Below are 23,366 nucleotides of genomic sequence, written 5' to 3' on the forward strand. Positions count from 1 at the left end.
CAAATGCCGCCACGCCGCCCATACACAGCCCACCCGAGATTGTGGTCCGCCTCACTTTCAATTTTGCCAAGGATACTGTCCAATGTCTGCGACGCCTCGGTCAAAGCCTTGACGGGTCACTCCACACCATCGCTCGCCAGCCTGGGCTGGACGGATTTCTTCGGCGACCAGCTCAAGCCCGGCGAGGCTAATCTCGTCCCGACGCGCATCGCCATGGTCCATCGCGACCGCCTGACCGGCCTGTCGCAGGCAGGGCCAGTCGATCTGACGCTGCCGGCGCAGGCGAACACAGGCGATTATGCCGTCGGCGACTGGGTGCTCGTCGACGCGCATGACCAGCTTGTGCAACGCCGCCTGACCCGCAAGACGGTGCTCGAGCGCCGCACCCAGGGCGGCAGGGTGCCACAGCTTGCCGCGGCCAATGTCGACACGCTGTTCATCGTCACCTCGTGCAATGCCGACTTCAATCCCGCCCGGCTCGAGCGCTATTTGGCGCTTGCCAACGAGGCCGGAACGACGCCTGTGATCCTGCTGACCAAGGCCGATACCGCTGAGGATGCCGAAGCGTATGAAAGGCAGGCTGCCGCGTTGCAGCGTGGACTGCCGGTCGTGATCCTGAATCCCCGCACCTCAGATGCGGCAACCGCCTTGGCTGTCTGGTGCGGTGTCGGCCAGACGGTGGCGTTGATCGGTTCCTCCGGCGTCGGCAAATCGACGCTGGTCAACACGCTTGCCGGACCGGCGCAGCAATCGCCGCAACAGACCGGGGGCATTCGCGAACACGATTCCAAAGGACGCCACACCACCACGTCGCGATCGTTGCACGCCATCGCCGGCGGCGGCTGGGTGATCGACACGCCCGGCATGCGGACATTGCACGTCAGTGATGTCGCCTCCGGCATCGACACGCTGTTTGCTGAAATCACCGAACTCGCCCCACTCTGCAAGTTCCGCGACTGTACGCATGTGCATGAACCGGGCTGCGCGGTGCAGGCTGCCTTGAAATCCGGGACGCTCGATCCGGAGCGTCTTGCCCGCTGGCGCAAACTGTCCGACGAAAACCAGCACAACACGCCGGTTCAGAGCGGGCCGCGCGGGGCCAGGTCTCTCGGCGGTCGCGGAAAGAGGCGTTGAAGGCCGAGAACCGAGGATCAGAGCCGTGCCGTGCCGAAGAGCCGATCCCAAAATGCCGACGTGACACCGAAATTGGCCGATTCGTCGATGTGGTGATGCACGGCGTGGCGGCGCTTGAGGGTGTAGAGATAGCTCGGATGGCTGGGATGCCAGTGATGAACCATGTGGTGGATGCTGATGTACCAGAGGTACCCCAGCATCAGCCCGCAACTTACGGCACTTGCGATTGCGAAACCTGAGACCATCCAGACAGGCACAAACGCGACCAGCGCATGCACACCGAGGCTGAGCCAGGTCGGAGTGCCCACAGAACTGCGCTCCTCGACATGATGACGCTCGTGCAAGTCCTTGATGTAGGGAATGTGATGAAGGATGAACCTGTGAAGCACGTACTCGGTCAGCGTCCAAAGGAAGAGACAGACGAGGACAGTGCCTATCCAGCCTGGCGCACCCTCTTCGCCGGCCTCAAGCAGCCCGGCCACTGCCAGCACGGCGATAACCAGCGGATAGACCACGAAGTCGCTGTAGTAGCCAATAAGACCGAGTTGCATCGTCACCTAGCCTTCGAGCCGCCAAATAAGCGATGTATCAGATTGCCGGACTCGTCGGTGAGGCGCAATGCAGATGCAACTGACATAGCGTCGCAATGCTGTGAAGCAAGGTTCGAACCAACGATCACGCACAGTCGATAGAATGCAGGTCTTCGTTGCCAACATCGCAAACGGACGCATCACAATGGCAAAACGCAGTGCCGGATTGCTGATCTATCGCCGTAGCGACGGCGATCTCAGGGTGTTGCTGGTTCACCCGGGCGGGCCGTTCTGGACGAAGAAAGACGACGGTGCGTGGTCGATACCGAAGGGCCTCGTCGGCGAGAACGAGGACGAGTTGGCGGCTGCGCGACGCGAAACCGAGGAAGAGCTCGGCGTCAGGATCGACGGCTCCTTCACGCGCCTCGGCGACTACAGGCAACCGGGCGGAAAGATCGTCGTGGCCTGGTCTGTCGAACCGACCGTCGACATCGATGTGGCTGCCATCAACAGCAACATCTTCACCATGGAATGGCCGCCAAAGTCAGGATTCCTGAAGGAGTTCCCGGAGATCGACAAAGCGGGCTGGTTCACTTTGCCCGAGGCCGAAGCGAAGATCCTAAAGGGGCAGCGCCCGATGCTATTAGATTTTGCCAGGCAGCAAGGCGCCGGATGATCCGCAGCCCTCAGTACGGCAGGCCGACATAATTCTCCGCAAGTGCGGTCGAAGCGGCACGCGACTGCACGAGGTAGTCGAGCTCGGCCTCCTGAATGCGCTGGCCGAACTCGCCGGTGTCGGGAAAGCGGTGCAGCATCGTCGTCATCCACCAGGAGAAGCGCACTGCCTTCCAGACCCGCGCCAGCGCCTTGCCGGAATAGGCGTCGATGCCAGCGTGTGATTTCTCGACGTAGAAGTCGCGAAGACCGGCGAAGAGATAGCGCACGTCGCTGGCGGCAAGGTTCAGGCCCTTGGCGCCGGTCGGCGGCACGATGTGGGCGGCGTCACCGACCAGGAAAAGCCTGTTGAAGCGCAGCGGCTCGGCAACGAAAGAGCGCAGCGGTGCGATCGACTTCTCGAAGGATGGGCCGGTGATGACACTTGCCGCCGTCTGTTCCGGCAAGCGGCTACGCAACTCGTCCCAGAAGCGGTCGTCGGACCACGCCTCGACGCGATCGTCCTCAGGGCACTGCACATAGTAGCGGCTGCGATGCGTCGAACGCATCGAGCAAAGCGCGAAACCTCGCTCGTGATTGGCATAGACCAGTTCATGATCGGCCGGCGGAACTTCGGCCAGCACGCCGAGCCAGCCGAACGGATAGTGCCGTTCGAAGGTCTTCAGCGCATCCGCTGGCACAGATTTGCGGCTGATGCCGTGATAGCCGTCGCAGCCGGCAATGAAGTCGCAGTCGATACGATGCGTTGCGCCGTCCCTGTCATAGGTGACGAAAGGTGCCTCACAATCGAAATCGTGCAGCGCGACATCGGCCGCCTCACAGACCGTGGTCAGTCCTGCCGCGTCGCGCTTGTCCATCAAATCGTGCGTAACCTCGGTCTGGCCGTAGATGGTGACATGCTTGCCGCCGGTGAGGGCGGTAAGGTCGATGCGGTGCAGGCGTCCGTCGAAGGCGAGCGAGATGCCGGAATGCAGCAGTCCCTCGGCGTGCAGCCGTGCCGCAGCACCCGCTTCCTCCAGCAATTCGACAGTGCCTTGTTCGAGTACGCCGGCGCGTACGCGGCCAAGCACGTGCTCGCGGCTCGCGCGTTCCAGAATGATCGTCTCGACGCCGATGCCAGCCAACAGTTGGCCGAGCAGCAGGCCGGACGGTCCCGAACCGATGATAACGACTTGGCTGCGCATCAGTGGCCGAGACTTTCGACCTGTGCGGCGAGTTCGGCGGCAAGCCGCAGCGACGCGGCGGTGGCGACGACCATCTGCGGCAGCAACAGCCATTCCAGCGTCCATGCCGCGCCTGAGCGCTCCTGTTCATGCACAAGCGACTGATGCATGGCGGAGAGCTGCGTGGCGTTGAAGCGGGCAAGCGCCACCAGCGCTTCGGCCTTCACCGGGTTCTGCTTGTGCGGCATGGCCGACGAGCCGCCGCCACCCGACAGTTCGATCTCGGATCCACCTTGCGCCATCAGCCCGATGTCCTGGCCGAACTTGCCAAGGCTGCCCGTCACCAACGAAAGCCAGCCGGCAAAGTCGGCGAGCGCGTCACGCTGGCTCTGCCATTGCGGCGCGTCGCCAAGGCCGAGTTTTGCAGCAAGGACCGCGCGTACCGCCGGCCCTTTATCGCCAAGCTTTTCCAACGTGCCGGCAGCGCCGCCAAACTGCACCACCAGCAAACGCCCGGACTGTCCCGACAGTCTTTCCTGATGTCGCTCCAGAGGTGCCCGCCACGCCGCAATGCGATCCGCGATATGAATGGGGATCGCGGGTTGCATGCGGGTCATGCCGGTCAGCGCCCTGCCCCCGAAGCGCTCCTCCAATGAGATGAGCCGGATGATGGTCTCGGTCAGCAGCAGCCCGAGATGCTCGACGACGGACTTCAGCCGGAGCACAAGGCCGGTGTCGATGACGTCCTGGCTGGTCGCGCCGAAATGCACTTTCTCGCCATGCGGTTCGCCGACCGCCGCCCTGATCTGGCGCACCAGTTCCGGCACCATGACGCCGTCCTTGGCGACAGCGGCCCGCAGCAAGGCAGTGTCGGGCTGGAACGTGGCCAGCGCCGCCGCGATCGCTGCCGCCGCATCCCTGGTGATGATCCCGTTTTCGGCTTCCGCTTCGGCCAATGCGCGCTCGAACGCCAGCATGGCCTCGATTTCCGCCTCGACCGAAAAATGCCTTGATGCCTCGTCGTCGCCAAGGAGCGCGGAGAGCAGCGGATGATCGAAAGGCGATACGGTCATGTCGCGGATCTCCTAGCTGTCGAAGAAGACCGTTTCCTTCTCCCCCTGGAGATGGACGTCGAACACATAAATATCGCCCTGGCGCTCGGCGATCAGCGTCGGCACGCGGATGCGGTGCTCGATGCGTGCCAGGATCGCATCCCCGGCATTGGCCTTTTCCTCGTCGGAAAAATAGAGCCGTGTGTGGAGGCCGAGGTTTATGCCGCGCGCGACGATCCAGAGCGTGATGTGCGGCGCCATCAGGCTGCCATCCCTGAACGGCACCTGGCCCGGCTTGATCGTCTCGAACGTGCACAGGCCGGTGTCCATGTCGGTCGGGCAGCGGCCCCAGCCGAAGAAATTCGGATCGGCAGCACCGCGCAATTCAACCGGCGAGTTGTAAAGCCCGTCCGCATCCGCTTGCCAGATCTCGATCAGCGCATCCTTGAGCGGCGTGCCGGTGCCGTCGAGCACCCGGATGCGAAGACCGATGCGCTCACCCTTGGTCTTGTCGTTGACCATGGTGGCGCCAAGGTCGCTCGCATAGACGCCGCCGATGCCGCAGAAATTAGGCGTCAGCCCAATATGGACGTATGGTCCCGCGGTCTGCGAGGGGCTCTCCTTCAGCCGGTCGAGCGACTGGGCCATCAATTGCCCTCCAGCCTGTTTTCGAACAGCGATGAGCGCCGCCCGCGCAGCACGATGTCGAACTTGTAGGCGCGCGCGTCGAAGGGGATTGTCGCCTGCATGTCGAGCGCGGCGATCAGGGTCTCGACGGCTGACTTGTCGGGGATGCCACGCGCGATCGGGCACTGCCAGATCAGCGGGTCGCCCTCGAAATACATCTGCGTGATCAGCCGCTGCGCGAAGCCATGGCCAAAGACCGAGAAATGGATGTGCGAGGGCCGCCAGTCGTTCGGCCCGTTCGGCCAGGGATAGGGCCCGGGCTTGACGGTACGAAAGGCATAGCCGCCATCGTCGCTTGATATGGCACGGCCGCAGCCGCCGAAATTCGGGTCGAGCGGCGCCAGGTAGCCGTCCTTCTTGTGGCGATAGCGGCCACCGGCATTGGCCTGCCAGAATTCGAGCAGCGCGCCGGGCACGCCAACGCCGCGCTCGTCGAGCACCCGCCCATAGACGATGATGCGCTCGCCGATGGCGCTCTCGCCGGGTCCGGCGAAATTGTGGATCAGGTCGGCGTCGAGTTCGCCCAACATGGCGTGGCCGAAGACAGGACCTGTTATTTCCGACAGTGTGTTGTCGAAAGCGAGCGGCGCCTTCTGAGGCGAGCGCAGCACCGAAGTCTTGTAGTTCGGCGTCAGGGCCGGCGGATGCCATGTCCGGTCGCGCTGGAAAAAGGCGCCGGTCTCGGGTCTCCGGTTCAAGCCTGACTCAGCGGGCATTCTTGGCACCGTCCATTTCCGAAAACACATCCTTGGCGATCTTGAAGGCACGGTTGGCGGCAGGCACGCCGGCATAGATGGCGACATGCAGGAAAGCTTCGCAGATATCGTCGCGCGAGGCACCGGTGTTGACGGTGGCGCGCACATGCATGGCGACCTCCTCATCATGGCCGAGTGCGGCCAGCAGCGCCAGCGTGACGATCGAACGTTCGCGCTTGGTGAAGCCCGGTCGTGCCCACACGGTTCCCCAGGCCGCCTCGGTGATCAACTCCTGGAAAGGCCGGTCGAAATCGGTGGCGGCGACCTCGGCGCGGTCGACATGGCCATCGCCTAGCACCGAGCGGCGCACCGCGAGACCGGTGCGATATCTGGCTTCGTTGACGGGGACTTCATCCATCGGTTTCGGCTCCGGAGGCAAGCGATGCGATAAAATCGCGGATCAGGGCGACCAGTGCCTCTGGCTGTTCAACACAAGAAATGTGCGCTGCGTCGCCGATGATTTCGAAGCGCGCGCCGGGGATAAGGTCGGCCAGGGATCGGACAAGATCGGGAGGCGTCGAGCCATCCTGGTCGCCGGCGACGCAGAGCGTCGGTACCGCGATGCGCCGCGCGCTGTCGGTGAAATCCGCATCGCGAACGGCCGCGCAAGTCCCGATGTAACCGGCAAGCGCCTGCCGGGTCATCATGTTCCAATAACCGTTCAGGTCAGGCTGACGCTGCGCGTGGAATGCCGGCGTGAACCAAGTTTTGAGAACCGCGCCGGCAATCTCCTGAATGCCTTTGCTTTTGACCGCCGCGATGCGTGCGTTCCAGCTTTCGGCGGTGCCGATCTTATGGGCCGTGTCGCACAGGATCAGGCCTTCGACCATTTCTGGGCGCCTGCGATAGAAGCCTTGCGCGATCAGGCCGCCGACCGATAGGCCGCACAGCACGACCTTGCTCAATCCGAAATGATCGATGAGGCCTGAGAGGTCATCGACATGATCGTCGATCGAACTGATGTCGCCAATATCGGACAGCCCGTGGCCGCGCTTGTCATAGACCACCAGCGGCATTTCACCATCAAGCGCCGAGACAATGTCGTCCCAGATCCTGAAGTCGGTGCCCAGCGAATTGATGAATATGATCGGGCGCACATTGCCGGTCGCCTTGATGTGGCGATGGTGCAGCGTGATGCCGCCGATGGTGACGAATGGCACGATTTCGATCCTCCATCCCCACATTGCACAAGGCGTTTGGCTCGGTAAAATGATTTTTTGCGCTGTTTCATGAACTCAGGGGCGATCAAATCCGTGTCGGACAGTCTGGCCCGACCACATCGGATGTCTTGCCGACGTGGTCGGCCCCAATCACGTTTGCATCAGTCTGGGCTGCGCGTTTCCGGTCGGCGCCAAGGGCATCGACCGCATCCGCCTGTATCGGCGATCGCATTTTGGCCTGATCAGGCCATCGATTTCGGCAAGGCGGCGGCCAGTGCATCCACGGCCAGCCGCACCTTCAATGGCAAATGCGGCGTCTGCAGCCAAAGCGCGTAGCAGTCGTAGAGAAAGCGCGGCTCATCCGGCAACAGCGCCACCAGCGCTCCGGCCCGGATGCGGTCACGCACCAGCCAGTAGGGCAGCCAGGCGACCCCCATGCCCTCGGCAGCCGCGTCGGCGATGGCATCGAGATCGTCGAGACGCAGCCGGCCGGCTGGCGTGATCTCTTGCGTGAGTTGCCCCTCGCGCACAAACAGCCACGGTTGAACGATCTGGCCGAGCCGGCGGTAGACAATCGCTTGATGGTCGACGAGATCCTCGATGCGCCGCGGTTCGCCGTGACGTTGGAGATAAGCGGGTGCGGCGCAGACGACCATGCCCTGGCGCGCGACGCGACGGGCGATCACGCCCGCCTTGTCGTCGAGGGCACCGGTGCGGATGGCAAGATCGTAGCCGTCCTCGGCGAGGTCGGCGAAGCGGTCGCTGAGCGACAGATCCAGCTCCAGCATTGGATATTGCCGCGCCAATTGCAGCAGCACGGGCGTCACGCAGTGGCGGCCGAAATGCGCCGGCATGGTGACACGCAATTTCCCACGCGGCTCCGCAAGCTGATCGGCGGCTAGCGCGTCGGCGGCGTCGGCTTCGGCCAGCACCACGCGGCAGCGTTCATAGTATGCGCGTCCGAAATCGGTCAGGCTCTGCCTGCGCGTGGTCCGGTTGAGCAGACGCACGCCCAGCCGTTCCTCAAGAAACCGGACATGCTTGCCAACCATCGGTCCGGACAGATCGAGTGCGACCGCCGCGGCTGCGAACGAGCCGAGGTCGACAGCCCTGACGAACACGGCCATGCTCTCAAGCCTATCCATATTCGGAACTCCTGCTTTCTACTGTTCTCCTTTGCAGCCATTTATCCTCGTCGAACCTAGCTGCATAGCTCATTCGGTTCAGATAATTTGGAGTATACCGAAGGGCGCGTGTAGTTCGCTTTCACCGGCATGGAGACCCCGAGGTTCTACGCATCGAGGATGTCGAATTGCCCCGACCGGGTCCGGGCGAAGTCCAAATCCGCGTCAAGGCGCTTGGTCTCAATCGCGCCGAGGCACTGCTGCGCGCCGGTGCCTATATCGAGACGCCGACGCTGCCCTCGGGGCTTGGCCTCGAGGCGGCAGGTGTTATCGAGGCGGTGGGCGAAGGCGTGAACGACTTTATGGCTGGCGACAGCGTTAGTGTCATCCCGCCGCAATCAATGATCCTTTGGCCAGCCTATGGCGAGTTGGTCACCTATCCCGCCAATCTCGTCGTCAAGCACCCGCCATCGCTCGACTGGCGGACTGCAGCGGCGGTCTGGATGCAGTATCTGACCGCCTATGGGGCGTTGATCGACATCGCTAACCTGCACAGCGGAGATATGGTCGTCATCACCGCTGCATCGAGCAGTGTCGGCCTTGCCGCGATCCAGATCGCCAACTGGGTCGGCGCGACCGTGATCGCGGTGACGCGAACGTCAGCCAAGAAGCAGGTGCTGCTCAACGCCGGTGCGGCGCATGTCGTGGTCTCGGCCGAGGAGGATCTGTCGGCATGGCTGAATGAGATCGCAGGGCAGCAAGGCGTGCGCGTCGTCTTCGATGCTATCGGCGGCCCGGTTTTCGAGCCGCTGACGGCGGCAATGGCACGCGGCGGCATCCTCATCGAATATGGTGGCCTCAGCCGCGAGCCGACGCCGTTCCCTTTGGGCGCAGTGTTGGGCAAGACGCTGACGCTGCGCGGCTACCTCGTCCATGAGATCACCGGCGACCCGGCGAAACTGGAAACGGCCAAGGCGTTCATCCTAGACGGTCTGGAGAGCGGAACGCTGAGGCCGATCATCGACAGGACCTTTGCGTTCGACCAGATCGTCGAAGCGCATCGCTACCTGGAATCGAACGAGCAGTTCGGCAAGATCGTGGTGACGATCTGAGATCGTGGTGACGGTTTGAGCAGAGATGGCGAACAAATCACCGTTGCCAGCAGCATCGCCCTTGAAGGCGGGACTCTGCACTCCTAACTGTGCCGTGCGGGCCGGGCCCCTCTGACAGTCGCTTTTGGCGATTGTGATGTCGGACCGCTTAACGGGCCCGTTTCCATTCCTTTCGATCAAGCGGGCTCAAATACTTTTGGTTTGGAGCCCCACATGACATCTTCCGTCCTTGGTATGGTTTGCCCCTCCTGTCGCGTCGCGCTCGTGATGAGCGAACGCCAGGGTATCGAAATCGATTACTGTCCGCAGTGCCGCGGCGTCTGGCTTGATCGAGGCGAACTCGACAAGATAATCGAGCGTTCCGGCAGGGAGGCTTCGCCCGCGCCGCAGCCGGCAGCATTCTCCCAGCCGCAACATGGCCAAGGGCGCGATGACGATTATTCCCGCTCGCAGGGCCACCGCTATCCGAAGCGGAAGAAATCATTTTTCGAAGAGTTGTTCGATTGACCGCACCACGCCCGATACCCCGGGCCGGCGTTTGCTGAAAACTTCAAAACCGCATCGACAAAGGTCCATCCCGATGATTTCGCGCACAAGCCGATTTGCAGCCCTCGTTGCAGGACTGTTCCTCGCATTTTCCATGGTCGCGATGGATCATGCCGAGGCCCGTCGCGGCGGCAGTTTCGGCAGTCGTGGCATGCGCACGTTCCAATCGGCACCGCCGACCAGAACCGCACCGGCGCCGACCGCACCGGTCGAGCGTTCGATGACGCCCAACACCGGTGTGAACACCGCGGCCCGGCAGCCGCAGGCCGGCATGCAGAGGCCCGGCTTCATGAGCGGCTTCGGTGGGACAATGATGCGTGGCCTGCTGCTCGGCGGCCTGATCGGCCTGCTCGTGGGCCAAGGCTTCGGCGGACTGGCCGGCATGTTCGGTTTCCTGCTTCAGGCCCTGCTCATTGGTGGCGCAATCATGCTGGCTCTCAGGTTCTTCCGGTCGCAATCCGCGCGCGGTCCCGCCCAGGCGCTCGCCGGTGCCGACAATGCCCAGGCGTCGCGGTTTGAGAATCGCGCAACGACACAGCAACAGACCGAGCGCCCTTTCACGATTCCCGGCTTTGGCGGCGGTTCGGGAGGCTCTGCGGACACCGGTTCCGAGGAGATCACGCTGGCCCAGACCGACCTCGACACATTCCAGCAGCTGTTGACCGATGTTCAGGAAGCCTTCGGGCGCGAAGACCATGCTGCTCTGCGCCGGGCGACGACCCCCGAGATGGTGTCCTATCTCTCGGAAGAGCTGGCCGACAATGCCCAGAAAGGTCTCAGGAACGAGGTGACGGACATCACTTTGTTGCAGGCCGACATTGCGGAAAGCTGGCACGAGGATGACCGCGACTATGCCACGGCCGCATTGCGCTACGAGTCTCGTGACGTGACGCGCGAGCGGGCCAGCGGCAAGGTCGTCGAGGGCGACGGTGACCACCCGACAGAGACGACCGAGTTGTGGACGTTCGTGCGCGAGAATGGCGCGAACTGGAAGCTCTCGGCAATACAACAGGCCTGAGCTTTGTCCGAGGCGGCTGCTTGCGGGCGCTCGGCGAACCAACGGACAGACGCGTGCCGATCTCGATGGCGTGCCCGGTATCGCTCAGCGCCTCGCAGGCAAATACCTGACAATCCTTGCGCATGAATTGCTCCCCTCCCCCGCCGCCACTTCGGCGCGCGGGGGCGGCTGACATTTCGCCTCTTCGTGCTTGCATCGTAATCCCACATGTGAAAAGAATATTTACAAAAGAAGATTGACGGGAGGAGACGGCGTGCATTCAGGCGGCTTGACGCGTGTTCAAACGGTTGCGCGAGACCTTCGGCACGAGTGGCGGAACTGACCATGAACGACTTCGCTGCTACCGTCGGCGTCGCCTCGACGCACCCCAAAGACATGCCTGAGGACCATGCCGCGCTGCCGGTGTGGAATGCCGAGAACTGGTTCTATGAGGACTGGCCGGTCGGCCAGAAAATCCGCTCGTTGCGGCGTACCATGGCGGAAGGCGACAGCCATTTGTTCAACACGCTGGTGCTCGACATTCACCCCTATGTGCAGGACCAGATGTTTGCCGAGAGCGAAGGCATTTTCGGCAAGCGGCTGATCGCCGGCGCTTTCGTCTTCTCGGCCGGGCTTGGGCTGGTCGCCACCAATTGCATCAACGCCTTTTCCTATGGCTATGACAAGCTCCGCTTTATAAGGCCTGTCTTCATCGGCGATACGATCTATTCGATCCGCACCAACCTCGACAAGAAGCCCCGCTACAAGGAAATGGGGCTGATCCGCGCCAGCTACGAAGTGTTCAAGGGCGAGGGCGAGCTCGTCCTCTATTGCGAGCACCTGCAGACGGTGAAGTACCGCAACCCGGCCGACTTCGTCGGCAAGACGGAGAAATAGCAATGCCGGCAGCAGCCGAATTGCCGCTTGCCGGTCTCATTGTCGTGGACATGAGCCAATTCCTGTCGGGCCCATACTGCTCGTTGAGGCTGCTCGACCTCGGCGCCCGCGTGATCAAGATCGAGCGTCCGGATGGCGGCGACCTCTCGCGCCGGCTCTATCTCAGTGACACCGAGATCGGCGGCGATTCCACCATCTTCCACGCCATCAACAGGGCCAAGGAAAGTTTTGCCGTCGACCTGAAGAACGAGGCGGATCTCGAGGCGCTGCGCGGGCTTTTGGCCAAGGCCGACGTGCTGATCCAGAATTTCCGGCCCGGCGTCATCGAGCGGCTTGGCTTGGATTACGAGGCCGTTCGCATGCTCAATCCGCGGCTGGTCTACGCCTCGATCAGTGGCTATGGCGAGGACGGCCCTTGGGTCGAGCGTCCGGGCCAGGACCTGCTGGCGCAGGCGCGTTCCGGCGTGATGTGGCTCAATGGAGACGAAGACCAGGGGCCGGTGCCGTTCGGCCTTGCCATCGGCGACATGCTGGCCGGTGCTGCCTGCGCGCAAGGCGTTCTGGCGGCACTGGTGCGACGTGGCATCACCGGCCAGGGGAGCCATATCGAGACCAGCCTGCTGGAGGCGCTGGTCGACTTCCAGTTCGAGGTGCTGACCACGCATCTCAACGACGGCCGGCGTTTGCCACGCCGCTCCAGCTTCCGCAGTGCACATGCCTATCTGTCGGCGCCCTATGGCGTCTACCCGGCCAAGGACGGCTATCTCGCCATCGCCATGACGCCGATCCCCAAGCTCGCCGACCTGCTGTCACTTAACGAGCTGGCGCCCTATCGTGACCTGCCTGCATCCTGGTTCACCGCGCGCGACGACATCAAGGCGATTATTGCGCAACGGATAGCCACTAAAACCGTCGACGAGTGGCTTGATGTCCTCGAGCCGGCCGACATCTGGTGCGCCAAGGTGCTGACCTGGCCGGAGATGCTGGCGAGCGAGGGCTTCCAGTCGCTCGATATTCTGCAGACGGTGACGCGCGAGGATAATGTCTCGATCCTGACCACCAGTTCGCCGCTCCGGGTCGATGGCGTCAGAGCCAAGGTCGATCGGGCAGCGCCTCGCATCGGCGAGCACAGTGCGGCAATCCGCGAGGAGTTCGGCCTGTGAGCGTGCCCACGCTCAAGGGCATGACCTGGAGCCATCCGCGCGGCTACGATCCTATGGTCGCCTGCTCGTCGCTGTGGAAGCAGAAGACTGGCATCACCATCGAATGGGACAAGCGCTCGCTGCAGGATTTCGAATCGTTCCCGGTCGAGGAACTGGCGCGCGCCTATGATCTCATCGTCATTGATCATCCGCATGTCGGCCAGATCACTGCGGAGCGCTGCCTCGAGCCGTTGGATGTCGCTGGCCGCGAGGCGGAACTTGCAGCACTTGCCTCGGGCAGCGTCGGCCGGTCCTATCCGAGCTACAACTGGCAGGGGCGGCAATGGGCTTTCCCGATCGATGCGGCCAGCCAGGTCCAGGCCTGGCGGCCGGACGCGCTCGACGCGCCGCCGGCGCGCTGGAGCGATGTGCTCGATCTAGCCCGCCAAGGCCGGGTGCTGCTGCCATTGCGCCCGCCTCACGTGCTGATGGCGTTCTACACGCTCGCCGGCAATTTTGGCCGCCCTTGCGCAACGGACCCGTCCGGCGATCTCATCGATGCCGACGCCGGCGGCGAAGTCTTCGAGACGATGCGCGAGATAGCCGCACTGGTCGGCCCCGCCTGCTTCGAGATGGATCCGATCGCAGTTTCGGAACGCATGGCGGAGGCCGGCTCCCGCATCATCTGTGCACCGCTGATCTACGGCTATGTTTCCTATGCAATGTCTGGTTTTCGCGCGAACCGGCTGGCGTTCGCCGACATCCCGGTCGTCGGCTCCAGCGGTCCGATCGGTTCGGCGCTTGGTGGCACCGGCATAGCCGTATCGGCCTTTGCCGAAGCGAAGGATGCCGCGATCGCCTTCGCCTACTGGGTGGCAAGCGGCGAGGTCCAGCGCGGTCCCTATGCCGCCGCTGGCGGGCAGCCCGGCCATGCGGCGGCCTGGGAAGACCGGGCCGTCAATGAAGCGACAGGCAATTTCTATCGCGACACGCGCGCGACGCTGGAGGGTGCGTGGGTGCGGCCGCGCCATGACGGCTATATGGCGTTCCAGCAGGCGGCGTCCGACCGCATCCTTTCCGGCATGACCTCCCGGCACAAAGCCGCCGAGGTCATTGCCGATCTCAATCGCCTGTTCCGGGAGAATCGTTCGGCATCAAGCGATGCCTCTAAAGCGTAAGCGAGCTCGCCTAGTCGAGCCGCCACAGTTTGCGGGCATTCGCGAACAAGAGCCTGTCGCGCTCATCGACGCCGCAGCCTGCAAGGAGCGCATGGGTCGCCGCCACCCAGGTCGACAGGCCGCCGCCGAGCGTGCAGACCGGCCAGTCGCTGCCCCAGACAACACGGTCCCAGCCGAACGCGCCGATTGTGTGCTCGACATAGGGCCGCAGCGTCTCAGCCGTCCAGCTGCCCGGATCGGCATAGGCAACGACACCGGAAATCTTGGCCATGACATTCGGGCGCCGCGCGATCTCACTCATGTGTTCACGCCACGGATGCTCGGCTCCGCCCTTGATATCGGGCACGCCGCAATGGTCGAGAACGAACTGGACATCCGGCGCCAGGTCGGCCAGCGCGAATGCCTTCGGGATCTGGTGCGGCAGCACGACGAGATCGAAGGTCAGGCCGGTGCCGCCAAGCCGCTTGATGTTCTCACGAAAGAGTGCGCCTTCCGAGAGATCATCCGGCACGACATGGAGGACGCGGCGGAACCCTTTGACGAACGGATTTGCTCGCTGCCTTTCAAGATAGGCCGGAAAATCCGCCTCTTCGGGGCGGCAGGATGCGATCGCTCCAGCCAGCATGCTGCCGGGTTGCCGTGCCAGCCCTTCGACCCGAAGGGTCTCAGCCTCGATCTCGGCCGGGTCGACATCGACCTCCATATGCAGCACACGCCCGATGCCGACACGCTGCGCCTCCACGGAATATTCCTCATAGGAGAAATCGCGGTTGAGCGCCGGCACGCCTGACAGCCAGGGATAGCGCAAGGCTGAGCGATCGATGAGATGCAAATGGGTGTCGATGATCATGACGGGCTCCTCCTCGTGGCTGTTTCAGATCATCTCACGGAGGAATTCTTCATTCAAATAAGAATTCACGCCGATGAGCCGACTGCCGAGCCCGCGAGGTGCGACAGCTTTTGACATGTTGCCAGCAACAACTCGATCGTCCGGGTAATGTCTGGTGCCGACGGCGCGTTGACCACGGTGATATAGGGAATCGATAGCGCGGCGATCGCCTTGCCGTCGGAACTGCGCACCGGAGCGGACAGGTTGAAGACCCCGGCGGTCTGCATCGAGGCCATCATCTCGTAACCGCGGTCGCGGATCTGGTCGAGCCGGGTGAAGAACTCGGCCGACTGCGCCGTCTTGTCGGTGCTGCGGACGTGTTCCGAAATCATCATCTGACGCTCTTCCGGTGAGCGGAAGGCGAGCAGCACATGTCCCGAACCGGTGTCGAACAGGCTGATATGCGAGCCGACCCGGATCGAAATCCCCCAGTAGTTCGGTGCCTCTTGCTGGCCGATGACGACGGCGGAACCGCGATCAAAAACAACGAGTTGGTTGGCCTGCTGCGATGTCTCGGCCAATTCGCGCATCAGCGGTGTGGCGTAGGAAACCAGCCGACGGACGGGCGCGTGCAATTGCGCCAGTCCGAACAGTTTGAGCGTCAGCGAATAGCGGTCGCCGTCGAGCCGCGTGACGTAGCCGCGCCGCACCAGCCGATCCAGCATGCGGTAGAATTCGTTGGGGCTGCGATCGAGTTTCTTGGCGATTTCGGCCTGCGTAAGACCACCGTCGACGCCCGCCAGCAGTTCGAGGATATCGAGTCCCTTGTCGAGCGCCGGCGCTCGGTAGCGCTCGTCTTCGCTATCGTCCATGACTCATCCCTCCAGTGAATTTCATCCTTCATATACGCAGGAACATGGCTGGCGGAAACAAATTTCGTCTTGACGTGTCCGTGAATGTTTTGTTTGTATATGAATGTAGGACTTCTTGTCATCAGACGAGTTGCGGTCGCCGCTGAGGCGGCACCAAGGGAGGATATCAATGAACAGACTGCTTTCCGGCGTGTCCGCCGGCGCATTGTTGCTTGCGTCAGCTGCGGGCACGGCCTTTGCCGGCGACCTGCCCGGCAAGTTCGAAGGTGTGACCGTCGACGTGAAACTGATCGGCGGCCAACAATATGAAAAACTCTACGAGCGCATTCCCGAATGGGAAAAGGCGACCGGCGCCAAGGTCAACATCCTGACCAAGAAGAACGGCTTCGACATCGACAAGGAGCTCAAGTCCGACATTGCCTCGGGCAGCACCAACTGGTGCGTCGGCTGGAACCATTCGTCGTTCGCGCCGCAGTATACGAGCCTCTACACCGACCTCAGCAAATTGCTGCCTAAGGAAGAGATCGACGCCTTTGTGCCGTCGACGATCAAGTCGGCAACCATCGACGGCAAGCTGGAGATGCTGCCGCGCGCGCAATTCGACGTTTCGGCGCTCTACTACCAGAAGAGCCTCTACGACAACGCCGACAACAAGACCAAGTTCAAGGCGAAATACGGCTATGACCTGGTGCCGCCGGACACCTGGAAGGAAGTCACCGACCAGGCCGAATTCTTCGCCAACCCGCCAAATTTCTACGGCACGCAGTTCGCCGGCAAGGAAGAGGCGATCAACGGCCGCTTCTACGAGATGGTCGTCGCCGAGGGCGGCGAGTATCTCGGCAAGGACGGCAAGCCGGTCTTCAATTCCGAGGCCGGCATCCGGGCGCTCGACTGGTTCGTCAACCTCTACAAGGCGAAGGCCGTGCCGGCCGGAACCACCAATTATCTCTGGGACGATCTCGGCCAGGGCTTTGCTTCGGGCACCGTCGCCATCAACTTGGACTGGCCGGGCTGGGCCGGCTTCTTCAATGACCCGAAGTCGTCGAAAGTCGCCGGCAATGTCGGCGTCAAGGTTGCGCCGAAGGGTTCTTCTGGCAAGCGCACCGGCTGGTCCGGCTTCCATGGTTTCTCGGTGACCGAGAATTGCCCGAATAAGGAGGCTGCGGCCTCGCTGGTATGGTGGCTGACCAACGAGGACAGCCAGAAGCTCGAGGCTGCCGCAGGTCCGCTACCGACCCGCACGGCCGTGTGGGACTGGGACTTGAAGCAGGCCGAAAACGATCCTTACAAGAAGGAGGTTCTTACCGCCTTCCAGGAAGAGGCCAAGCACGCTTTTGCCGTGCCGCAGACGCCTGAATGGATCGAGATTTCGAACGCCGTCTATCCCGAACTGCAGGCGGCGATCCTCGGCGACAAGACGTCCAAGCAGGCACTGGATGAAGCCGCCGCCAAGGCGACGCAAATCCTCCAGGACGCCGGCAAGCTCTAGTAACGGTTCCCAGGGCTGCCTCCTCCATCAGAAAATGGGGGAGGCGACCGCGTTTTCGCGGGATGCTCAGCTGTTTACGCTGATCCTTCGCCCCAGGCCCGCGCACCGCCGTCCAATGCAAACACCTCAAGGATTCTGATGAAGGGCTTCAAGCCGTCCGCGCCATTCCTGCTGCTGCTTCCGGCCATGATCGTGCTGGCGGCGGTTGTTGTCGTGCCGTTGCTGTTGTCGCTCTACTCCAGCTTCACGCCTTTCCGCCTGACGCGGCCCGAGACATTTTACGTCTTCATCGGCTTCAGGAACTATCTTTCAATCCTGTCCAACACCGATTTCTGGTGGGCGTTCGGCCGCACGGTACTGCTGCTGACCATCGCGCTCAATCTCGAAATGCTGCTCGGCCTCGGACTTGCGATGCTGGTCGAGAAGGCAACGCGCGGCCAGCGTGTCCTGCGCACGCTGATGATGTTTCCGATGATGTTCTCGCCGATCCTGGTCGGCTTCCAGTTCAAGTTCATGTTCAACGACAATATCGGCCTGGTGAACAATGCCCTGCAGTCGCTCGGCATCACCAGGGATGCCATACCGTGGCTGATCGAAGGCCATCTCGCCTTCATCGCCATTTCTATCGCCGAGATCTGGTCGTCGACGGCGATCTTCGCGATCCTGATCCTCGCCGGACTGCTCGCGATGCCCAAGGAGCCGATCGAGGCGGCACGGGTCGACGGCTGCACGCCGTGGCAGACTTTCCGCTATGTGACGTGGCCGTTCGTCATGCCGTTCGCCTACATTGCCATGACCATACGTTCGCTCGACGTGGCGCGCGCCTATGACATCGTCAAGATCATGACCGATGGCGGACCGGCGGGCCGCACCGAACTGCTTTGGACACTGGTGGCGCGCACCGCCTACAGCGACGGACGCATGGGCATGGCCAACGCCATGGCCTATTTCTCGATCCTGCTGTCGATCGCCTTCACCGTCTATTTCTTCAACAAGCTCGCCGCGGCGCGCACGCAGATCGGTGCTGAGTGGTGAGAATGGACGAGAATTCTTCCGCCCGCCTCAAGCGCCGGCTGTTGGGCATCATCTATCGCATCGGCCTGTTCCTGGCGATGCTGACCATCTGCTTGCCGGGCCTGTGGATCGTCCTCTCGTCGCTGCGGCCGGCGGTCGAGATCATGGCCAAGCCACCGGTGTGGATCCCGCAGGAGATTTCGTTCGACGCCTACATCGCGATGTTCTCCGGCATCGGCAAGGGCGGCATCCCGGTGATCGAATATTTCCGCAACTCGCTGATCATCTCGGTGACCTCGACGGTCATTGCAGTGGCCATCGGCATGGCCGGTGGCTATGCCTTCGCGCGCTATCGCTTCCACGGCAAGTCCAGCGTGTTCCTCGGCCTGATGCTGACGCGCACGGTGCCGGGCATCGCGCTGTCGCTACCGCTGTTCTTCCTCTATGTGCGGCTTGGCATCATCGACACGCATTTCGGGCTGATCCTCGCCTATGTCGCGCTCAACGTGCCGTTCACCATCTGGCTGATCGACGGCTTCTTCCGCCAGGTGCCGAAGGACCTCGCGGAAGCAGCGCAGATCGATGGCTGCACGCGCTGGCAGGCTTTCTGGCAGGTCGAGTTCCCGCTCGCCGGGCCGGGCATCGCGTCGGCCGCGATCTTCGCCTTCCTGACCTGCTGGAACGAATTCGCACTGGCCTCGCAACTGACACGCTCGGTGAGCGCCAAGACCCTGCCGGTCGGCCTGCTCGACTACACCGCCGAGTTCACCATCGACTGGCGCGGCATGTGCGCGCTGGCCGTGGTGATGATCATTCCGGCGCTCACCCTCACCTACATCGTCCAGAAACACCTTGTCGGCGGCCTGACCTCCGGCGCGGTGAAAGGCTGATCCAATGGCAACCATTACCCTCACCAAGCTGACCAAACGTTATGGCAATATCGGGATCGTGCACGGTATCGATCTCGACATCGCCGACCGCGAATTCATCGCGCTGGTTGGCCCGTCCGGCTGCGGCAAGTCGACGACGCTGCGCATGATCGCCGGGTTGGAGGAGATCAGCGCCGGTTCGATCGATATCGGTGGGCGGGTGGTAAACGACCTGCCGCCGCGCTCGCGCAACATCTCGATGGTGTTCCAGTCCTACGCGCTCTACCCGCACATGACGGTGCGCGAGAATCTCGGCTTCTCCCTGAAGATCGCCGGCGCCGCCAAGGAAGACATGGAGCGCCGCGTCGCCGAAGCTTCGACCATCCTCGGCCTCGACGCGCTGCTCGATCGCCGCCCTTCGCAACTGTCCGGCGGCCAGCGCCAGCGCGTCGCCATGGGCCGCGCCATCGTGCGCGACCCCGATGTGTTCCTGTTCGATGAGCCGCTTTCCAATCTCGATGCCAAATTGCGCACGCAGATGCGCACCGAGATCAAGAAGCTGCATGCCAAGGTGCAGTCGACGGTGATCTACGTCACACATGACCAGGTCGAGGCGATGACGCTTGCCGACCGCATCGTCATCATGCGCGACGGTCACATCGAACAGGTCGGCACGCCCGACGAAGTCTTCCGGCGGCCGGCGACGCGCTTCGTCGCGGGCTTCATCGGCTCCCCGCCGATGAATTTGCACGAAGCGACAGTCGATGACGGCAAGCTGGTCTTCGCCAGCGGCGAAAAGCTGCCGCTGCCCGGCCAGTTCAAGGCCAATGTCGCGACCGGCGATAGAGTGGTGTTCGGACTGAGGCCGGATGACATCTACCCAACCGGCCATGGCATCAGCTCCGGCGCTGCGGCCGAGGTCCACCAGATCGAACTGCCGATCACGGTCACCGAACCGCTCGGCAACGAGACGCTGGTGTTCGTCGAATTCAACCGCCAAGACTGGGTTTCGCGGATGCTGAATCCGAGGCCGCTGCGGCCGGGGGAGCGGGTCGCCATGAGCCTCGACATGTCGCAGGCGCATCTGTTTGCCACCGAGACCGGAAAGACGCTGCGGAGCTGATCGGCATGGCCAAAATCGAGAAAGTCGACCTTTGCATGGTGGACCTTGTGCCCAAGGTCAAGCGCACCGACGCGATCCAGAGCTTCGTCAGCCAGGAAACGCCGATCGTCACCATCACGGATTCCGACGGCGCGGTCGGTACCGGTTACAGCTACACGATCGGCACCGGCGGCTCGTCGGTGATGCGGCTCCTCTCCGACCATCTGGTGCCGCGCCTGATCGGCCGCGACCCCGAAATGATCGAGGCGATCTGGCACGATCTCGAATTCGCCACGCATGCCACGACGATCGGCGCGATCACCGCAATCGCGATCGCGGCGATCGATACCGCTCTGTGGGATCTGCGAGCGAAGAAGCAGGGCCTGCCGCTGTGGAAACTGGCCGGCGGTGCCAAGGACCGCTGCCCGCTCTACACGACCGAAGGCGGGTGGCTGCATATCGAGACGCAGGCACTGGTCGACGACGCGCTGGCCGCCAAGGCCAAGGGATTTCGCGGCTCAAAAGTGAAGATCGGCAGGCCGCACGGTTCGGAGGATCTTGCCCGCCTGTCGGCGGTGCGCAAGGCGGTCGGCGATGGCTACGAGCTCATGACCGACGCCAATCAGGGTTTCTCGATCGACGAGGCGATCCGGCGCGCGGCGAGGCTGCGCGAACTCGACCTCGCCTGGATCGAGGAGCCGCTGCCGGCCGACGACATCGATGGGCATGTGCGGCTGTCGAACTCGACGCCGACGCCGATCGCCATCGGCGAGTCGCTTTACTCCATCCGCCATTTCCGCGAATACATGCAGAAAGGCGCCTGCTCGATCGTGCAGGTCGATGTCGGCCGCATCGGCGGCATCACGCCCTGGCTCAAGATTGCCCATGCGGCGGAGGCCTTCGACATTCCGGTCTGTCCGCATTTCCTGATGGAACTGCATGTCAGCCTGACCTGCGCTGTTCAGAACGGCAGATATGTCGAGTACATTCCGCAACTCGACCAATTGACCGGCAAGCGCATACGCATCGAAGATGGCCAGGCGCTGGCGCCGGACGAACCGGGCATCGGCATCGACTGGGACTGGGACGCGGTCAAGGCCATGAGCATCGCCGAATTCACCACGGCGATCACGAAATAGGAGACGGGCATGCAGCGGATGGGGATGGTTCTGGGGCTGAAGCCGGAAAAAGTCGAGGAGTATGTCCGCCTGCACGCCGCCGTCTGGCCCGACGTGCTGACCATGATCTCGGCCTGCAACATCAAGAACTATTCGATCTACCTGAAGCGGCCGGAGAACCTGCTGTTCAGCACCTTCGAGTACCATGGCACCGACTACGAAGCCGACATGGCCAAGATGGCTGCCGACCCCAGGACACAGGAATGGTGGGCGGTCTGCATGCCTTGCCAGGAACCGCTGGCGACGCGCAGGGAAGGCGAATGGTGGGCTGATATGGACGAGGTCTTCCATCATGACTGAAAGCGGTTTCGACCCTGCCTTGCTCGTACAGTCATGGCCCAAACCCTCCAAGCCCCGGCCGATCGTCACCTTCGGCGCCGGCTCGATTGTCGGGGACGCGCATTTCCCGGCCTACCGGAAGGCCGGCTTTCCCGTCGCTGGGCTCTATGATCCCGATCACACCAAAGCGGAAAAGCTTGCTAGCCAATGGGGCGTGACGGCCTTTCGCACACTTGAGGAAGCGGCCGCCGTCGAGGGTGCGATCTTTGACCTCGCGACGCCGCCCACCCGCCATGCCGATGTGCTGAAAGCATTACCTGACGGCGCCGTGGCGCTGATCCAGAAGCCGATGGGCGGCCACCTTGCCGAGGCAACCGAAATCCTCGAGATCTGCCGTTCCAAGAAGCTGCAGGCCGCAGTGAATTTCCAGGGGCGCTTCGCACCGATGATGCTGGCGCTGAAGGATGCCATCGCCAAGGGCTGGCTCGGCGAGATCGTCGACTTCGATGCCTGGCTGGCGTTGGCGACACCGTGGGAGCTGTGGGAGTTCCTGCTCAAGGCACCGCGCGTCGAGATCGCCATGCACTCGATCCACTATCTCGACCTGATCCGGCAGCTGCTTGGCGACCCGCGCGGCGTGCACGCCAAGACGCTCGGCCACCCCAACCATAGGGTGGCGCAGACACGCACCAGCGCCATTCTCGACTATGGCGACACCGTGCGCTGCGCGCTGTCGATCAACCACGATCACAAGTTCGGTCGCCGGCACCAAGCCTCCGAGTTCCGCATCTGCGGCACCGAGGGCGCGGCCTATCTCAAGCTTGGCCTCAACCTCGACTATCCGCGCGGCGAAGCGGAGGTGCTGGAGATCTACCCAAAAGGCGGAACGGATTGGGTCGCGGTGCCATTGGCCGGAGCATGGTTCCCCGACGCCTTCGTCGGCCGCATGGCCAATGTCCAGCGTTTTGCTGCCGGAGAAGATGTTCTGCTGATCAGTCCGGTAGAGGACGCATGGAGCACGATGGCGCTGGTCGAGGCCGCGTATCAGTCGAGCGCGGCACCGGCGACGCCGATCGCGGAAAGGCCCTGATGGAACAGATCCAGTATTTCGAGGACTATGAGATCGGCTCGTCCCGCCTTACCAGCGGCCGCACCATCACCGAGACGGACTTTGTCGTGCATGCCGGCCACACCGGCGATTTCTTCCCGCACCATATGGACGCGGAGTTCATGAAGACGACGCCGTTCGGCCAGCGGATCGCCCACGGCACGCTGGTGTTCTCGGTCGGTATCGGGCTGACGGCAACCATCGTCAACCCTGTCGCCTTTTCCTACGGCTATGACCGGCTGCGCTTCATCAAGCCGGTGTTCATCGGCGACACGATCCGCACGCGCACCACCATCGCGGCCAAGGAAGGCGATCCCAAGCGGCCAGGTTCAGGACGGGTGATCGAGCGCTGCGAGGTGATCAATCAGCGCGGCGAAGTGGTGCTCGCGGCCGACCACATCTACATCGTCGAACGCAGGCCCGCGCAGGGCTGAGACTCACCGCTGTCTATGAGACCGTGGCCCAACCGGCATA

The 23,366-nt window shown here is 62.8% G+C and carries 26 protein-coding genes; 16 read left to right on the forward strand and 10 right to left on the reverse strand.

Features of this window, described 5'->3' with window-relative positions; all coding sequences use genetic code 11:
• The first annotated feature begins 108 nt into the window (after positions 1 to 108).
• Positions 109 to 1,134 (forward strand): ribosome small subunit-dependent GTPase A, encoded by a 1,026-nt coding sequence (rsgA, locus tag X744_RS168960; protein ID WP_031259433.1) that lies wholly within the window; start codon positions 109 to 111, stop codon positions 1,132 to 1,134.
• 17 nt (positions 1,135 to 1,151) lie between these two features.
• Here the strand turns inward: rsgA and X744_RS168955 are convergent, their stop codons facing one another.
• The gene (locus tag X744_RS168955; protein ID WP_023756682.1) at positions 1,152 to 1,685 is read right to left on the reverse strand and encodes a sterol desaturase family protein; all 534 of its coding nucleotides are present in this window, start codon (positions 1,683 to 1,685) and stop codon (positions 1,152 to 1,154) included.
• A gap of 184 nt (positions 1,686 to 1,869) precedes the next feature.
• Here X744_RS168955 and X744_RS168950 point away from each other — a divergent pair, with 184 nt between their 5' ends.
• Positions 1,870 to 2,340 carry an NUDIX domain-containing protein gene (locus X744_RS168950; protein ID WP_023756683.1) on the forward strand — a complete coding sequence of 157 codons (471 nt, stop codon included), beginning with the start codon at positions 1,870 to 1,872 and terminating at the stop codon, positions 2,338 to 2,340.
• A 10-nt stretch (positions 2,341 to 2,350) separates the two neighbouring features.
• Here X744_RS168950 and pobA read toward each other — a convergent pair whose 3' ends face one another.
• The 7 genes from pobA to X744_RS168915 all read right to left on the reverse strand — a co-directional run bounded on the left by pobA (position 2,351) and on the right by X744_RS168915 (position 8,301).
• Positions 2,351 to 3,523 (reverse strand): 4-hydroxybenzoate 3-monooxygenase, encoded by a 1,173-nt coding sequence (pobA, locus tag X744_RS168945; RefSeq protein ID WP_023756684.1) that lies wholly within the window; start codon positions 3,521 to 3,523, stop codon positions 2,351 to 2,353.
• Positions 3,523 to 4,575, reverse strand: a complete 1,053-nt coding sequence (locus X744_RS168940; protein WP_023756685.1) for a 3-carboxy-cis,cis-muconate cycloisomerase — start codon at positions 4,573 to 4,575, stop codon at positions 3,523 to 3,525. Before X744_RS168940 ends, pobA begins: the two co-directional genes overlap by 1 nt.
• 12 nt (positions 4,576 to 4,587) lie before the next feature.
• The gene (gene pcaG, locus X744_RS168935) at positions 4,588 to 5,202 is read right to left on the reverse strand and encodes a protocatechuate 3,4-dioxygenase subunit alpha (protein WP_023756686.1); all 615 of its coding nucleotides are present in this window, start codon (positions 5,200 to 5,202) and stop codon (positions 4,588 to 4,590) included.
• Positions 5,202 to 5,957 carry a protocatechuate 3,4-dioxygenase subunit beta gene (gene pcaH / locus X744_RS168930; RefSeq protein ID WP_023756687.1) on the reverse strand — a complete coding sequence of 252 codons (756 nt, stop codon included), beginning with the start codon at positions 5,955 to 5,957 and terminating at the stop codon, positions 5,202 to 5,204. The genes pcaG and pcaH overlap by 1 nt, the downstream gene beginning before the upstream one ends.
• A complete protein-coding gene (gene pcaC / locus X744_RS168925; protein ID WP_023756688.1) occupies positions 5,947 to 6,354 on the reverse strand; it encodes a 4-carboxymuconolactone decarboxylase in 408 nt (135 codons plus the stop codon). The genes pcaH and pcaC overlap by 11 nt, the downstream gene beginning before the upstream one ends.
• A complete protein-coding gene (gene pcaD, locus X744_RS168920) occupies positions 6,347 to 7,156 on the reverse strand; it encodes a 3-oxoadipate enol-lactonase (protein WP_023756689.1) in 810 nt (269 codons plus the stop codon). The genes pcaC and pcaD overlap by 8 nt, the downstream gene beginning before the upstream one ends.
• Positions 7,157 to 7,398: 242 nt before the next feature.
• Positions 7,399 to 8,301, reverse strand: a complete 903-nt coding sequence (locus X744_RS168915) for a LysR family transcriptional regulator (protein WP_023756690.1) — start codon at positions 8,299 to 8,301, stop codon at positions 7,399 to 7,401.
• A 152-nt stretch (positions 8,302 to 8,453) separates the two neighbouring features.
• Between X744_RS168915 and X744_RS168910 the strand changes: the two genes are divergently transcribed.
• From X744_RS168910 to X744_RS168885, 6 genes are all read left to right on the forward strand, one after another.
• Complete coding sequence (locus tag X744_RS168910) at positions 8,454 to 9,392, forward strand: zinc-dependent alcohol dehydrogenase family protein (RefSeq protein WP_050589457.1); 939 nt, start codon at positions 8,454 to 8,456, stop codon at positions 9,390 to 9,392.
• 213 nt (positions 9,393 to 9,605) lie between these two features.
• Positions 9,606 to 9,899 (forward strand): zf-TFIIB domain-containing protein, encoded by a 294-nt coding sequence (locus tag X744_RS168905; protein WP_023756692.1) that lies wholly within the window; start codon positions 9,606 to 9,608, stop codon positions 9,897 to 9,899.
• Between the two features lie 73 nt (positions 9,900 to 9,972).
• A complete protein-coding gene (locus tag X744_RS168900) occupies positions 9,973 to 10,956 on the forward strand; it encodes a Tim44 domain-containing protein (RefSeq protein ID WP_023756693.1) in 984 nt (327 codons plus the stop codon).
• A gap of 324 nt (positions 10,957 to 11,280) precedes the next feature.
• Positions 11,281 to 11,832: a MaoC family dehydratase gene (locus X744_RS168895; protein WP_023756694.1), complete on the forward strand. Its 552-nt coding sequence runs from the start codon at positions 11,281 to 11,283 to the stop codon at positions 11,830 to 11,832.
• Between the two features lie 2 nt (positions 11,833 to 11,834).
• Positions 11,835 to 12,995 carry a CaiB/BaiF CoA-transferase family protein gene (locus tag X744_RS168890; protein ID WP_023756695.1) on the forward strand — a complete coding sequence of 387 codons (1,161 nt, stop codon included), beginning with the start codon at positions 11,835 to 11,837 and terminating at the stop codon, positions 12,993 to 12,995.
• Positions 12,992 to 14,152, forward strand: coding sequence for an extracellular solute-binding protein (locus tag X744_RS168885; RefSeq protein ID WP_023756696.1), 1,161 nt, complete (start codon positions 12,992 to 12,994; stop codon positions 14,150 to 14,152). Before X744_RS168890 ends, X744_RS168885 begins: the two co-directional genes overlap by 4 nt.
• A gap of 10 nt (positions 14,153 to 14,162) precedes the next feature.
• Here the strand turns inward: X744_RS168885 and X744_RS168880 are convergent, their stop codons facing one another.
• Positions 14,163 to 15,002 carry an amidohydrolase gene (locus X744_RS168880; protein WP_023756697.1) on the reverse strand — a complete coding sequence of 280 codons (840 nt, stop codon included), beginning with the start codon at positions 15,000 to 15,002 and terminating at the stop codon, positions 14,163 to 14,165.
• A 65-nt stretch (positions 15,003 to 15,067) separates the two neighbouring features.
• On the reverse strand, positions 15,068 to 15,853 hold the full coding sequence (locus X744_RS168875) for an IclR family transcriptional regulator (RefSeq protein ID WP_023756698.1): 786 nt from the start codon (positions 15,851 to 15,853) through the stop codon (positions 15,068 to 15,070).
• Between the two features lie 169 nt (positions 15,854 to 16,022).
• Between X744_RS168875 and X744_RS168870 the strand changes: the two genes are divergently transcribed.
• The 8 genes from X744_RS168870 to X744_RS168835 all read left to right on the forward strand — a co-directional run bounded on the left by X744_RS168870 (position 16,023) and on the right by X744_RS168835 (position 23,326).
• Positions 16,023 to 17,342, forward strand: coding sequence for a sugar ABC transporter substrate-binding protein (locus X744_RS168870; RefSeq protein WP_023756699.1), 1,320 nt, complete (start codon positions 16,023 to 16,025; stop codon positions 17,340 to 17,342).
• A gap of 138 nt (positions 17,343 to 17,480) precedes the next feature.
• A complete protein-coding gene (locus X744_RS168865; RefSeq protein WP_023756700.1) occupies positions 17,481 to 18,377 on the forward strand; it encodes a sugar ABC transporter permease in 897 nt (298 codons plus the stop codon).
• Between the two features lie 2 nt (positions 18,378 to 18,379).
• Positions 18,380 to 19,246 carry a carbohydrate ABC transporter permease gene (locus X744_RS168860; RefSeq protein WP_023756701.1) on the forward strand — a complete coding sequence of 289 codons (867 nt, stop codon included), beginning with the start codon at positions 18,380 to 18,382 and terminating at the stop codon, positions 19,244 to 19,246.
• Positions 19,247 to 19,250: 4 nt separating this feature from the next.
• Positions 19,251 to 20,348 (forward strand): sn-glycerol-3-phosphate ABC transporter ATP-binding protein UgpC, encoded by a 1,098-nt coding sequence (gene ugpC, locus X744_RS168855; protein ID WP_023756702.1) that lies wholly within the window; start codon positions 19,251 to 19,253, stop codon positions 20,346 to 20,348.
• Positions 20,349 to 20,353: 5 nt separating this feature from the next.
• Positions 20,354 to 21,466 (forward strand): mandelate racemase/muconate lactonizing enzyme family protein, encoded by a 1,113-nt coding sequence (locus tag X744_RS168850; protein ID WP_023756703.1) that lies wholly within the window; start codon positions 20,354 to 20,356, stop codon positions 21,464 to 21,466.
• A gap of 9 nt (positions 21,467 to 21,475) precedes the next feature.
• Entirely contained in the window at positions 21,476 to 21,805 is a 330-nt protein-coding gene (locus tag X744_RS168845) for an L-rhamnose mutarotase (RefSeq protein WP_023756704.1), read from the forward strand.
• On the forward strand, positions 21,798 to 22,874 hold the full coding sequence (locus X744_RS168840; protein WP_023756705.1) for a Gfo/Idh/MocA family oxidoreductase: 1,077 nt from the start codon (positions 21,798 to 21,800) through the stop codon (positions 22,872 to 22,874). The genes X744_RS168845 and X744_RS168840 overlap by 8 nt, the downstream gene beginning before the upstream one ends.
• Complete coding sequence (locus X744_RS168835; protein ID WP_031259438.1) at positions 22,871 to 23,326, forward strand: MaoC/PaaZ C-terminal domain-containing protein; 456 nt, start codon at positions 22,871 to 22,873, stop codon at positions 23,324 to 23,326. The genes X744_RS168840 and X744_RS168835 overlap by 4 nt, the downstream gene beginning before the upstream one ends.
• Positions 23,327 to 23,366: the final 40 nt, after the last annotated feature.

Origin of the sequence: Mesorhizobium sp. LNHC252B00 (genome assembly GCF_000502955.1) — a bacterium.
Classification (GTDB): domain Bacteria; phylum Pseudomonadota; class Alphaproteobacteria; order Rhizobiales; family Rhizobiaceae; genus Mesorhizobium.

What these genes read in the sequence shown, in the direction of transcription:
- X744_RS168870 (WP_023756699.1), top strand. Translation starts at nt 16,023, where the DNA reads ATGAACAGACTGCTTTCCGGCGTGTCCGCCGGCGCATTGTTGCTTGCG.
- X744_RS168955 (WP_023756682.1), bottom strand. Translation starts at nt 1,685, where the DNA reads ATGCAACTCGGTCTTATTGGCTACTACAGCGACTTCGTGGTCTATCCG.
- pcaH (WP_023756687.1), bottom strand. Translation starts at nt 5,957, where the DNA reads ATGCCCGCTGAGTCAGGCTTGAACCGGAGACCCGAGACCGGCGCCTTT.
- X744_RS168940 (WP_023756685.1), bottom strand. Translation starts at nt 4,575, where the DNA reads ATGACCGTATCGCCTTTCGATCATCCGCTGCTCTCCGCGCTCCTTGGC.
- X744_RS168900 (WP_023756693.1), top strand. Translation starts at nt 9,973, where the DNA reads ATGATTTCGCGCACAAGCCGATTTGCAGCCCTCGTTGCAGGACTGTTC.
- pcaC (WP_023756688.1), bottom strand. Translation starts at nt 6,354, where the DNA reads ATGGATGAAGTCCCCGTCAACGAAGCCAGATATCGCACCGGTCTCGCG.
- X744_RS168890 (WP_023756695.1), top strand. Translation starts at nt 11,835, where the DNA reads ATGCCGGCAGCAGCCGAATTGCCGCTTGCCGGTCTCATTGTCGTGGAC.
- X744_RS168865 (WP_023756700.1), top strand. Translation starts at nt 17,481, where the DNA reads ATGAAGGGCTTCAAGCCGTCCGCGCCATTCCTGCTGCTGCTTCCGGCC.
- X744_RS168905 (WP_023756692.1), top strand. Translation starts at nt 9,606, where the DNA reads ATGACATCTTCCGTCCTTGGTATGGTTTGCCCCTCCTGTCGCGTCGCG.
- X744_RS168840 (WP_023756705.1), top strand. Translation starts at nt 21,798, where the DNA reads ATGACTGAAAGCGGTTTCGACCCTGCCTTGCTCGTACAGTCATGGCCC.
- X744_RS168915 (WP_023756690.1), bottom strand. Translation starts at nt 8,301, where the DNA reads ATGGATAGGCTTGAGAGCATGGCCGTGTTCGTCAGGGCTGTCGACCTC.
- X744_RS168895 (WP_023756694.1), top strand. Translation starts at nt 11,281, where the DNA reads ATGAACGACTTCGCTGCTACCGTCGGCGTCGCCTCGACGCACCCCAAA.
- X744_RS168880 (WP_023756697.1), bottom strand. Translation starts at nt 15,002, where the DNA reads ATGATCATCGACACCCATTTGCATCTCATCGATCGCTCAGCCTTGCGC.
- X744_RS168850 (WP_023756703.1), top strand. Translation starts at nt 20,354, where the DNA reads ATGGCCAAAATCGAGAAAGTCGACCTTTGCATGGTGGACCTTGTGCCC.
- ugpC (WP_023756702.1), top strand. Translation starts at nt 19,251, where the DNA reads ATGGCAACCATTACCCTCACCAAGCTGACCAAACGTTATGGCAATATC.
- pobA (WP_023756684.1), bottom strand. Translation starts at nt 3,523, where the DNA reads ATGCGCAGCCAAGTCGTTATCATCGGTTCGGGACCGTCCGGCCTGCTG.
- X744_RS168875 (WP_023756698.1), bottom strand. Translation starts at nt 15,853, where the DNA reads ATGGACGATAGCGAAGACGAGCGCTACCGAGCGCCGGCGCTCGACAAG.
- X744_RS168845 (WP_023756704.1), top strand. Translation starts at nt 21,476, where the DNA reads ATGCAGCGGATGGGGATGGTTCTGGGGCTGAAGCCGGAAAAAGTCGAG.
- X744_RS168860 (WP_023756701.1), top strand. Translation starts at nt 18,380, where the DNA reads ATGGACGAGAATTCTTCCGCCCGCCTCAAGCGCCGGCTGTTGGGCATC.
- X744_RS168950 (WP_023756683.1), top strand. Translation starts at nt 1,870, where the DNA reads ATGGCAAAACGCAGTGCCGGATTGCTGATCTATCGCCGTAGCGACGGC.
- pcaG (WP_023756686.1), bottom strand. Translation starts at nt 5,202, where the DNA reads ATGGCCCAGTCGCTCGACCGGCTGAAGGAGAGCCCCTCGCAGACCGCG.